This is a genomic window from Novosphingobium sp. Chol11 (assembly GCF_900218065.1).
GTDB lineage: Bacteria > Pseudomonadota > Alphaproteobacteria > Sphingomonadales > Sphingomonadaceae > Sphingobium > Sphingobium agri.
Window position 1 is genome coordinate 39,967 of sequence record NZ_OBMU01000002.1, and the last position, 10,254, is coordinate 50,220.

11 protein-coding genes are annotated in these 10,254 nt (G+C 61.4%); 6 read left to right on the top strand and 5 right to left on the bottom strand.

The window, feature by feature from the left end:
- Positions 1–116 precede the first annotated feature (116 nt).
- From NCHOL11_RS12890 to NCHOL11_RS12905, 4 genes are read right to left on the bottom strand one after another with little or no spacing between them, the layout of a single operon-like run.
- Entirely contained in the window at positions 117–914 is a 798-nt protein-coding gene (locus tag NCHOL11_RS12890) for a sugar phosphate isomerase/epimerase family protein (protein WP_097092970.1), read from the bottom strand.
- Positions 915–944: 30 nt separating this feature from the next.
- Complete coding sequence (locus NCHOL11_RS12895; RefSeq protein ID WP_097092971.1) at positions 945–1,697, bottom strand: SDR family NAD(P)-dependent oxidoreductase; 753 nt, start codon at positions 1,695–1,697, stop codon at positions 945–947.
- A gap of 11 nt (positions 1,698–1,708) precedes the next feature.
- Positions 1,709–2,572: an SDR family NAD(P)-dependent oxidoreductase gene (locus NCHOL11_RS12900; RefSeq protein ID WP_097092972.1), complete on the bottom strand. Its 864-nt coding sequence runs from the start codon at positions 2,570–2,572 to the stop codon at positions 1,709–1,711.
- Positions 2,573–2,584: 12 nt separating this feature from the next.
- Positions 2,585–3,664 (bottom strand): Rieske 2Fe-2S domain-containing protein, encoded by a 1,080-nt coding sequence (locus NCHOL11_RS12905; RefSeq protein ID WP_097092973.1) that lies wholly within the window; start codon positions 3,662–3,664, stop codon positions 2,585–2,587.
- A 220-nt stretch (positions 3,665–3,884) separates the two neighbouring features.
- On the opposite strand from NCHOL11_RS12905, the gene NCHOL11_RS12910 reads away from it, so the two are divergent.
- Positions 3,885–4,247 (top strand): nuclear transport factor 2 family protein, encoded by a 363-nt coding sequence (locus NCHOL11_RS12910; RefSeq protein WP_255254817.1) that lies wholly within the window; start codon positions 3,885–3,887, stop codon positions 4,245–4,247.
- 57 nt (positions 4,248–4,304) lie between these two features.
- Here the strand turns inward: NCHOL11_RS12910 and NCHOL11_RS12915 are convergent, their stop codons facing one another.
- Complete coding sequence (locus NCHOL11_RS12915) at positions 4,305–5,375, bottom strand: hypothetical protein (RefSeq protein ID WP_097092975.1); 1,071 nt, start codon at positions 5,373–5,375, stop codon at positions 4,305–4,307.
- 241 nt (positions 5,376–5,616) lie between these two features.
- Between NCHOL11_RS12915 and NCHOL11_RS12920 the strand changes: the two genes are divergently transcribed.
- The 5 genes from NCHOL11_RS12920 to NCHOL11_RS12940 are packed head-to-tail and all read left to right on the top strand — an operon-like array spanning position 5,617 to position 10,027.
- Complete coding sequence (locus tag NCHOL11_RS12920) at positions 5,617–6,882, top strand: DUF1214 domain-containing protein (protein WP_255254818.1); 1,266 nt, start codon at positions 5,617–5,619, stop codon at positions 6,880–6,882.
- Between the two features lie 4 nt (positions 6,883–6,886).
- Positions 6,887–7,300, top strand: a complete 414-nt coding sequence (locus NCHOL11_RS12925; protein WP_097092976.1) for a VOC family protein — start codon at positions 6,887–6,889, stop codon at positions 7,298–7,300.
- Positions 7,297–8,154 carry a sugar phosphate isomerase/epimerase family protein gene (locus NCHOL11_RS12930; protein ID WP_097092977.1) on the top strand — a complete coding sequence of 286 codons (858 nt, stop codon included), beginning with the start codon at positions 7,297–7,299 and terminating at the stop codon, positions 8,152–8,154. The genes NCHOL11_RS12925 and NCHOL11_RS12930 overlap by 4 nt, the downstream gene beginning before the upstream one ends.
- Positions 8,151–9,278: a Gfo/Idh/MocA family protein gene (locus tag NCHOL11_RS12935; RefSeq protein ID WP_097092978.1), complete on the top strand. Its 1,128-nt coding sequence runs from the start codon at positions 8,151–8,153 to the stop codon at positions 9,276–9,278. Before NCHOL11_RS12930 ends, NCHOL11_RS12935 begins: the two co-directional genes overlap by 4 nt.
- The gene (locus tag NCHOL11_RS12940) at positions 9,275–10,027 is read left to right on the top strand and encodes an SDR family NAD(P)-dependent oxidoreductase (protein ID WP_097092979.1); all 753 of its coding nucleotides are present in this window, start codon (positions 9,275–9,277) and stop codon (positions 10,025–10,027) included. Before NCHOL11_RS12935 ends, NCHOL11_RS12940 begins: the two co-directional genes overlap by 4 nt.
- Positions 10,028–10,254: the final 227 nt, after the last annotated feature.

Sequence of the window (10,254 nt, forward strand, 5' to 3'; positions counted from 1 at the left end):
CTGCGCTAGCTGCCTTCCGTTCGCCCTGAGCTTGTCGAAGGGCTTCTCTTAGGAAAGAAGGGCTCCGACAGGCTCAGCGCGAAGGAGGTGAGATCTGGTGAATTTAGGATGACGCGTTATTCCGGCGCGTACAAAGCCTTCATCGCCTCCATCAACCGCACCGCGCGCTCGTGCGGGTTGCCCTCGGCCAAAGCACGGGATGGCGCTTCCACCGCTATGGTGGCGTGGTGGGGCAGCAGCGGGAGCAACGCGCGGAGGCCGAACTCCCCATCGCCGGGGAGCAGGCGGTCGAACACGGCTTCATTGACCCGGTCATGGGGCGGCTCGATCGGGCCGTCGTTAAACTGGACATGACGGATGCGATCAGCGGGCAGGCACGCCACATCGTCCCAGCTTCCGCCGCTACGGATGACGTGAAGCGTGTCGATGCACAAGCCCACTTCCGCCCCCAGCGAATGAGCGATCTCCAGCGCCTGTGACGGCGACCGGATCGAAGAGAGCGGATAGGGTTCGATGATGGCGGGAACAGCCGCCCGACGGCAAATCTCAACCATGCGCGCGAGGGATTCCCGCAGCCGCGCATGATCGGGGTCCAGACCCAATATGTTGACGGTGCCGCCCAACTCGGCGGTGAGGTCCGCGCTGCTTTCAAGCAGGTCCCAGTCAGGCTCCGCATCAAGCATGAAGGGTTCGATGATACCGGCACGCAGCCCCGTGTCGCGCAAGGCGGACGCGACAGCCCTGCGCGCAGCCTTGTCCGCCAAGAGGTCAGGCGTCGGGCTGATCGGGATCGGGGTGACGAACAGGCTGACAGCGGTGAAGCCCGCGCTCGCCGCCGCCTCTATCACGGTCAGCGCGTCAAGATTGACGAGCGAAAGATGGTCCAGGCAAAATCCGTTCGAAGGGACGGTCATGACAGCCGCCCTCCTGCATCACCCGGCCGGTCAGGCGTGAACGCCTCCATCAACGCGCACGATCGCCCCATTCATATGCCCTCCATCCTCGCTCGCCAGCATGGCGATGACGCCCGCTATCTTGTCAGGAGTCGCAAATCCATTGATCGGGCCGAGATGATTATACAACTCCCAGTCGGCTCCTTCCACCATACTGGTTTGGACGCTGTTGGCGAGGGGCGTTTCAATGCCGCCCGGAGCCACGGCATTTACGCGCACCCCGCGCTTCACATATTCCCAGGCGAGACTCTGGGTATAGGCGGCGACCGCGCCCTTGCTGGCGGCGTAGCCGGTCAGGAAGGGATGACCGAAATGACTAGAGGTCGAAGCGGCGTTGACGATATTGCCCTTCGTCTTTTCCAGATGCGGTAATGCTTCGCGGCACATCAGGAATGTGCTGCCCATGTTGACCGCGATGATCGACATGAAGGCTTCATAGTCGGTGGTCGCTGCATGGCTCGACCGGATGATGCCAGCCATGTTGATGAGGACGTCGAGCTGCCCGGCTTCTTCCACCCACTGCGCGACGATCGAGCGGGCAGTAGGCTCGTCTGCTACCGATCCCGCACGGACCGCAATGCCGGGTTGTTCCTGCCTTAGCGTTTCCAGCCCTTTTTCATCCAGGTCGACCGCCAGCACCCGGCCGCCCTCTGCGGCAAGGCGGATCGCGGTCGCACGCCCGATGCCGGACGCAGCGCCAGTGACGATGATCGACTTGCCTGCAAATCGGCGTCCGAAGTTCATGGCCTGCTCCTTTATGCCACGATGGCGGGGTGCGGGATGCGCGGATCGCCCAGCATCGCGCGGTAGGAAGGCGGCGTCCGGCCGCCCGCTTCGGTGATGCCGTATCGCTGCGCGATTTCAGCCGTGATCAGGGTCTGGCCGTTCAGTTCGTCGCGGTTCGGATCATCATGGATGGCGGCGATCACCCGACCGTTGAATTCGGGCGTTTCCGCGTCTGCCATGAACTTTTCATATTGTTCGGGATGTTCCGAAAGCGTGCGGGCACTGCGTTCGGTGAGCAGCGGCCCCATCCAGAGCGAGATGGCGGCAACCCCGGTGCCCCGGAAGTCCACGCCCATGTCGGCAGCGAACTTGTCCACACCAGCCTTCTGCGCCCCATAGGCCGCGCCGTGCATGTAGCAAACGGAGCCGAAGGAGGAGGTGAAGGCAATGAGGCCATTGCCTGCCGGAACCATCATGCGCGCGGCATGCCAGCTCGCCAGATAATGCGACCGCAGTCCGACATTCAATATGTCGACGAGGCCAGTGGATTTTTCCCAGAAGGGACCGGGCTTCACCAGATCGTCGTTCAGGGCGGCGACATTGTTGACCAATATGTCGAGGCGGCCGCTTTCATCGCGAACGCGCTCGAACAGCGCAGCGATCGCGCCGTCGTCGGCATGATCGACCTGCACCGCGCGGCCCTCGCCACCGGCTGCGTCTACCTGCGCCGCGGTGGCGCCGATGGTGCCGGGCAGTTCCGCATCGCCTTCGCGAACCGAGCGGCCCGTCACATAGACGCGATAGCCTTTTTCTCCCAGCGCGGCGGCGATACCCCGGCCTGCACCTCTGCTCGCGCCTGTTACGATCGCGACCGGACGTTCACTTCTCTCCATTTTCTGTTCTCCTTATGCCGCCTGCGTGGAACTACGCTTGTCGAGTGTGACATGCATGCCGTTGGTGCGCTTGTGCAGGTCGGGGGTCTTGTCGCGGGGATTGTAGAACTGCTTGTACCAGGTCCGCACCTTGCCATAGGGGCCGTCATTGGGGATGACGAGCGGGTTCAAACAAGCTTTCTTGTTCTGCCAGATCTCCACGTCCTGGGCAAAGGCAAGGCGGCTGCCTTCCTGATATTCGAGCGCGGCGGCGCGCAGCTCGTCGGTGACGGGCGCGGAGCCGTCATTCACCTGCACCATCAGGCCATGCCAGACGCGGATCTTGCCATCCTCGATCGGCGTGTGGGTGATGATGATGAAGCTGTCGAACGTCCCTTCCATCTCCGACTGGAGGATAGAGGGGCCGGTGTACCAGGTGTCGAGCGTCAGCACGTCCTCCGGGTTCTGCACCAGCGTGCGGTGACCGGCGGCATAATATTGGTGGACGATATGATCCTTGAACTCATTGGCGAAGTAGACAAAGTCCTTTGCGCCATGGATCGGAATGAAGTGGCCGAAGTCGGCCATATTGTCCACGACCTCGATCGGGTGGATGTCGAGATCGCCCATGAAGTCGATCTTCCAGTTGACCCAGCCGGGCGCATCATAATGGCCGCCGAAATCGGGCAGGTCGAAATTGGGTTCGAGCGCTTCGGGATCATGCCAGATCCAGATCGTGCCCGCGCGTTCCACCACCGGGAAGGTCTTGAGCTTGGCCGCCTTGGGCACGAAGTCGGAATAGGGAATGTTCTTGCACGCGCCGTCAGGGCCGAACTGCCAGCCATGGAAGGGGCAGCGGATCGAATCGCCCACCACCTGCTCGCCGTCGCGCACGATGTAGCTGGTCGTGTTCTTCGCCAGATGCGCGCCCATGTGCGGGCAATAAGCCTCCGTCACATAGACCTGCCCGCTCTCGCCACGGTACATCACCATGTCCTGGCCAAGATAGCGCATCGCCTTGGGGCTGCTCGTCGCCTCGTCGCTCTCACCCACCATGAACCAGCCACGTGGAAAGGTGAATTCTCCCAGACGATAGTCCGACGATGTCGCCATTGCTTGATCCTCTCACTGCGCGCGGCAAAATAGCAGCTAATGCAGCGAGTCACAGCCTCGCCCATCGCCTGCCTTGAAATCTCCCTCTTTCTACGCAAAACACGATCCAGAAAGCAAGTTCATATGTTAAATGCGCGTTTTGAAGCCATCATGATTATGAGGTAAGCAGAATATGTCGGAACCCTCTCCGCCTGGCCTTCCCGCTCCGGGCCAGGATCTCATGCGGCAGGCGCTTCAAGCCTATGTCGATCGCATCAATGCTGGCGACAAGGACGGCGTCCTTGCGCTGTTCGCCCCGGGCGCGGTCATCGAAGATCCGCTCGGATCTCCGCCCAAGACCGGCGCAGATATCGATAGTTGGTTTGCCGACACGATCGCCTTCGACACGCACATCCAGCCGGTTGCGCCCATCAGGGGATCTCACGCCAATGCCGCCGCGCTGGTCTTCGACGTGACGTTCCAGCCGCCCGAAGGCCCTCGCCTGCTGATCAGGTCGCTCGACGTGTGCAGCTTTGATGCGGAAGGACGCATCACCAGTCTAAAAGCTTATTGGGGACCGGACGACATGGAGCCGGTTTCCTAACGAAAAAGGGGCACCTGACCGGGCGCCCCTTCTTCCTGTCGCGTAGCGCGCTGGCGCTTATGCGCCGACCAGCTCACGCGGCGCTTCGGCCGGATATTCGGCAGGGCCACCATAGTCATAAGCGGCATTCAGCGCCTTGATGAAAGCCGGATCATTCAGCGGATCAGTCGGCGTCTCGATCTGGAAGCCGCGCGAACGGACATCCTTGATCAGCGTGTCGAATACCTGATCATAGGTGAGGTTGTCCGAGCCATCCATGTTCTTCTTGAGCTCGGCATAATCTTCGAACACTTCGGCCGACCAGTGGACGAGGAAGCGTAGTTCATCGGTATGATAACGCTCGATGACTTCGTCACCGGTCTTTACCAGCCAACCATCAGGGTTGCCCGGTTCGCCGCTGAACAAGGAGTCGAAGCCCAGACCCTTCGGCTTGCGGCGCTCGATCGGGCCGTTGGCTTCGCCGCGATGGACGAGCATCTCGTTCTGGACGAGCACGCCCCGATTATAGACAGGCGGCTGCAAGCGGGCGGGCTTTTCCAGCGGGCCCTTGGGCCAATAGGTGAAGCCGCTTTCCGGGTCATGGCTGAACCAGGTGATCACCTGTGCCATCTTGATCAGATAGTCCTGGAACAGGCCCGAGCGGCCCATGATCGAACAGAGCCAAGTGGGCGAGTTCTCATAACGCACGCCACGGAAGCTCGGCGAGTCCAGATGGCCCGGATCAGTGTTGCCGCAGGGGCCGTTCACGTTGAACAGCATCATCTGCGGCTTGGCATATTCCGCGTTCCAGTAGGACTTGGCATATTCCAGGAAGGTAGGATTGTAGAAGGTGTCCTGGATTTCCGGATACATGCAGGTCGAATAATTGGCATAGAAGCCCCGGAAGGTGGGCGTCAGGAACATGTCCAGCGACGGTTCGAACCCTTCCGGAAATCCGCCAGCGAAAGTCGCGATAAGGGACTCAGGCGTCGGGAAATGCTGGGCAATGATGAGCTTCCACGCTCCGCTATGGACCACGTCCAGCAGCCGCCTACGCTGATCCTCGGTATACACATTGCTCAGTTCGCGCGGCGGCGAAACAGGCTGCAGGAGGTCGGACAAATGCCGCTTCTGCTCATTGCTCAACATGGCTCTCGAACTCCTCTCCAAACAGCCAGGCGAATCGTCCCATTCGCCATCAATAGAACAAAGTTATCGATCTATAACTTTTTCGTCAATCCTCTTTGGTGAGTGGATGCTCATACCCACCGCCCGGCCATTTTGCGTCACACAAGAAGGATAATGGCACGGGATCGACAGAAGAATGGCTGGCCCCACAAGCGCGACGGTGGCACCTTCCCCACAACAAGATAGGAGAGGACAGGGCGCAATGGCTGACGCGTTGGACGGATCGAACGACAAGCGCGATATGGAAGCGCGCGCGGCAGAGCGGCTGCTCTCTGGCCAGTCCTGGGAAGATTTTTGCGATGTCCTGAAGGTTGCGGGCGGGATGATCGACCGGTTCGGTGATGACCCGTCCGATCTGGACAGGGCCGAATGGTATCGGTTCCTGACGCGCGTTGCGCGGTCAAGCTTCGAACGACTGATCGAAAATGCCGAGCCCACGCGCCCGCGCCTGCGGGACATGGTGTGGAGGCAGTCGATCAACGTGCAAACGGTCGATCAGGACCATCTGATGTGCCAGTTCGATGAAGCCCGTGATTACCGGATCATCGGCACGCGCGGCACCATACCCTATTTCGTTCTTGCCATTTTGACCGCCCCCGCGCCGGAAGATGTCGGGGCGCGCGATTGGGCTCAACTTGGCCTGAACGGCCTGAAGGAATTCGACCCCTCCAATCTGAAGACGACCGGGTTCCTGGGCAGCCAGCAGCTTCATGTCGAGGATGACGGGACGTTCGAGATCATCCTGTCGCAAAATGATCCGGGCGAAGGCAAGAACTGGCTGAAACTGCAGCCCGACAGCAATTGCATCCTTATCCGGCTCGTCTGGAGCGACCGGGACAGGGAAATTGCGCCTGACATGCGGATCGAGCGGATGGATGAAGCGGCGCCCGAACCACTCACCCCCGCGCTGATGGCCAATAATCTGGCGTGGGCCGGGCAGGCCGTGCTTGGCTATGCGGAGCTGGTGCGCAACTGGTGGAACGGCACGCAAGGCAACTTCGCCGCGAAGCTGAACCGGCTCGACTATAGCCGCGCACAATATCTGTCGAATGGAGGGGTGCCCGACCGCCACGTTGCCTTTGGCGGCTGGGAAAAGAAGCTGGAAGAAGCACTGGTGCTGGAGTTCGTGCCGCCTGAATGCGAATATTGGAACTTCCAGATCTGCAACATGTGGCAGGAAAATCTCGACACGTTTGAGGATGGCAATGGGTGGGTAAACAACTACCGCTTCGTTGCCGAGCCTGACGGCCGCGTGCGCATCATCATCGCCGAACATGATCCAGGCCTTGGCGGGAATTGGGTGAATTCCTTCGGTCATGAAAGGGGCATCTGGGGATTGCGGCTCGTGCGAACGGAGAGCACCGCAGAGGTCAATCTGTGGCGCTTGCCGCTCGCCCGATTGGAGGCAGAGGGCGAAGCAGCGCTCAGTCCCGACGCAGCGATCCTGACCGGACAATTTGTGGATTGATGCCATGGCTGTGCGCACGCTTGACCATGTAAACATCCGCACGGCGGACGTGCCGGGCACTGCCGCCTTCTTCAAGGATGTGCTGGGCCTTCGCGCCGACACTGCGCCGGGCGCGGAATCCATCGCCAAGGGTTGCTGGATCCACGATCCCGATGACCGGCCGATCATCCACATCGGTCCGATAGAGGCGCGCTATCCAAGTGACGACGCATTTCCCTTCCACCCCGCATGGGGAAGTGGCGCGGTGCATCATGTCGCGTTGGAGTGCGATGATCTGCCGGTGATGCTGAGCCGTCTGACGACAGCAGGCGTGAGCGTCGTGCGGAAAGATTATCCGCCTGCCAATCTCGTCCAGCTGTTCGTGGAAGAGCGGAACGGGATCATCCTGGAACTCAACTTCCGTTTGGAGCAGGCATGACGGCCGATCCGATGCTGGTCCTGTCGGGCCCACCCTTTGGGCATCTGCCGCTGCTCGATCGCCTGGCACCCGCGCGGGAAGCAGGCTTTTCCGCCATATCGTTGATGCCCGGCGACATCTGGTCGCTGGAAGCCGCCGGGATGAGCGCAGTCGAGATCGGCCAGCGGATAGCAGACCATGGCCTCGCCGTCATGGAAATGGATTGCACGGCCTGCTGGTTGCCGAGCCAGCGGACTGCGGGTGACGATGTTCCCATGGCTGCGCTCCTGCGATCCTTGACACCAGATCGCGTGATCGAAGCCGCAGCGCGGATCGGATCGCCCTCCGTCACTGCCGTGGAGATGATGGGCGTTACGACCTCGCTCGATGAAGCGGCGGAAGCCTTCGCAAATCTGTGCGATCTTGCCGCTGAACATGGTTTGAAGGTGCATATCGAGTTCCTGCCCTTTGGCGGGATTCCCGATTTGGCGAGCGCATGGGCGATTGTTCAGGCGGCAGGACGGATCAATGGCGGCCTGACGATGGACAGCTGGCACTTCTTCCGCAGTGGTTCGAGCTTTGAGCTGCTGGAGCAAATTCCCGGATCGCGCATCCACACCATCCAGATCAATGATGCCCCGACAAAGGCTGAACCCGACCTGCTGCAGGAAACGATGAGTGCCCGCCTGATCCCTGGGCAAGGCAGTTTCGACCTCCCGCGCTTCATTCGAACACTGGATCGGACGGGGACCGAAGCACCGATTTCCGTCGAGATCTTTTCGGCCTCGACCCGGTCGGCGCCGGTGGCCGAAGCGATAAAATCCTGGGCGCCAGCCGCCCACGGCATCATCAGAAAGGCAAGAGAGATACAATGAATGGAGAGGAGGCGCCAATCGGCGCGGTGGTCGTGGGCACGGGCTTTGGCTTGTTCACGCATGTGAGGGCGTTGCGCAACGCGGGTTTCGAGGTTCGCGCGATCATCGGGCGCAACAGGGAACGCACCGCAGAACGCGCTGCGCCACTCGGCGTCCCGCTGGCGTCGGACAATCTGGAACAGGTACTCGCCGATGATCCGGCGATCCGCCTTGTGACAGTCGCAACGCCGCCGCACGCCCACTATACGCCGGTCATGCAGGCGATCGCCGCCGGTCGCCATGTGATGTGCGAAAAGCCTTTCGCGCGTGATCTGACGCAGGCGCGCGAGATGCTCCACGCGGCGAACAGGGCAGGGATCGTCCATGCTCTGGGCGCGGAGTTCCGGTTCGACAGCGCGCAATCACTGTTGCGGCGTGTGGTGCAGGACGGCCTCATCGGTGATCCGCTGATGTTCAGCCGCATCTATCAGCAACCCGGCACGGGCGAGGACGAGCCGCTTGCGGATTGGTGGACGGACGCAGCCCAGGGCGGCGGATTCCTGGGGGCGTTCGGCACGCACATGATTGATCAGGTTCGTTCGACCGTGGGTGAGATCGTCGCGGTCAATGCGATATTGCGCAAGCTTACGACCAGCCGTCCCACGATGACGTCGGACGATTATTATAATGTGCAATTCCGCACGGCGAACGGCTGCATGGGTGTGATCGAGGCGGCGATGAACTTCCCCGGCCCGTTCGTCATGGCGACGAAGGTCGCGGGAACGAAGGGTGCCGCGTGGATCCAATCGGGCAGCGCCTTTGGCGATCCCGAAGAAGTCTGGATCAAGGACGCGGACGGGGCTCGTCAGGTGCCGATGCCGGACGAACTGGTCAACCCGGCGCCCGAGCCCTTTGCTGTCAAGGAACTGATCCAGACCGAAATGGATCGTTGGCATACGCAAGGCTTCGATGTCGCGCCCTATGCCAAGCTGTTCCGCCAGATGAAGGCCAGGATCGAAGGGCGTGCGCCTCCGCTGCCTGATCCGGCGGGTGATTTTCAGGACGCAGCGGCGGGGCAGGCGGTGCTGGACGCCTCTCGCCTGTCCGCCGCGGAAGGCCGTTGGGTCGAAGTGGAGGCAGTATGACGAACCCATCCTATGATTTTTCCGGCGCGCATGTCCTCGTCACCGGCGGCACCAGCGGCATTGGCGCTGCGGCAGCGGGGGCCTATCGCGAAGCCGGTGCGGACGTGACCATCACAGGCACGCGCGGGAGCGCCAGCGAATATGATGCCGACCTGTCCGGCTATCGCTATCTGCAGATGGACATTGAGAGTGGCGAGAGCATCGACGCCGTTGCCGCCAGCCTCGACCGACTGGACATATTGGTGAACAATGCCGGGATGGCGCTGCCAAGCCTGGGCCTTGACGAATATGAGCCAGATGTTTTCGCGCGATCCGTCAATATGCTGCTGGTCGGCGCTTTCCGCATGGCCCGGCAAAGCGCTGACCTGCTGGCACAAAGCAAAATTGCAGGAGGTGCGAGCGTCGTCAGCATCGCATCCATGAGCAGTTATTTCGGCATCCCGATCGTGCCGGGCTATGGGGCGGCGAAGACGGGCCTGCTTGGCCTTACCCGAACGCTGGCGGTGAAGTGGGGCGAGCGCGGCATCCGCGTCAATGCCGTCGCGGCAGGGCTGACCCGCAGCCGCATGACGGAGGGCACGTTCGCGCAGGATGAGTGGATGGCGCCGACGCTTGCGAGAACGCCGCTGGGCCGCCCGGGCGAACCTGAAGACATCGCCAATGCGATCCTGTTCCTGTCGAGCCCCGGCGCTGCGTGGATCACGGGCCAGACCTTGGCCGTCGACGGGGGATATACCGTCGCGGGCTGATTATAGGCATCCGATATGAAAGGAGCCGGTCTTTGCAGGCCGGCTCCTTTTTTACGTCCGAACTGCTTAGTGCAGCTCGAAATTCTCTTTGACCGGCCCGCGTGTCTGATTCCAGAGGTCCACAAGCCGCCACGGCCAGGACAGGAATACGCGGCCCTTCGAGTTATTATAGTAGCTGCTCGCCCTTGGATGGGTCCAGATCATGTTCTTCATCTGGTCTTCCACCG

Coding starts and splice junctions, on each gene's coding strand:
- NCHOL11_RS12890 (WP_097092970.1), bottom strand. CDS start 914: ATGACCGTCCCTTCGAACGGATTTTGCCTGGACCATCTTTCGCTCGTC.
- NCHOL11_RS12895 (WP_097092971.1), bottom strand. CDS start 1,697: ATGAACTTCGGACGCCGATTTGCAGGCAAGTCGATCATCGTCACTGGC.
- NCHOL11_RS12900 (WP_097092972.1), bottom strand. CDS start 2,572: ATGGAGAGAAGTGAACGTCCGGTCGCGATCGTAACAGGCGCGAGCAGA.
- NCHOL11_RS12905 (WP_097092973.1), bottom strand. CDS start 3,664: ATGGCGACATCGTCGGACTATCGTCTGGGAGAATTCACCTTTCCACGT.
- NCHOL11_RS12910 (WP_255254817.1), top strand. CDS start 3,885: ATGCGGCAGGCGCTTCAAGCCTATGTCGATCGCATCAATGCTGGCGAC.
- NCHOL11_RS12915 (WP_097092975.1), bottom strand. CDS start 5,375: ATGTTGAGCAATGAGCAGAAGCGGCATTTGTCCGACCTCCTGCAGCCT.
- NCHOL11_RS12920 (WP_255254818.1), top strand. CDS start 5,617: ATGGCTGACGCGTTGGACGGATCGAACGACAAGCGCGATATGGAAGCG.
- NCHOL11_RS12925 (WP_097092976.1), top strand. CDS start 6,887: ATGGCTGTGCGCACGCTTGACCATGTAAACATCCGCACGGCGGACGTG.
- NCHOL11_RS12930 (WP_097092977.1), top strand. CDS start 7,297: ATGACGGCCGATCCGATGCTGGTCCTGTCGGGCCCACCCTTTGGGCAT.
- NCHOL11_RS12935 (WP_097092978.1), top strand. CDS start 8,151: ATGAATGGAGAGGAGGCGCCAATCGGCGCGGTGGTCGTGGGCACGGGC.
- NCHOL11_RS12940 (WP_097092979.1), top strand. CDS start 9,275: ATGACGAACCCATCCTATGATTTTTCCGGCGCGCATGTCCTCGTCACC.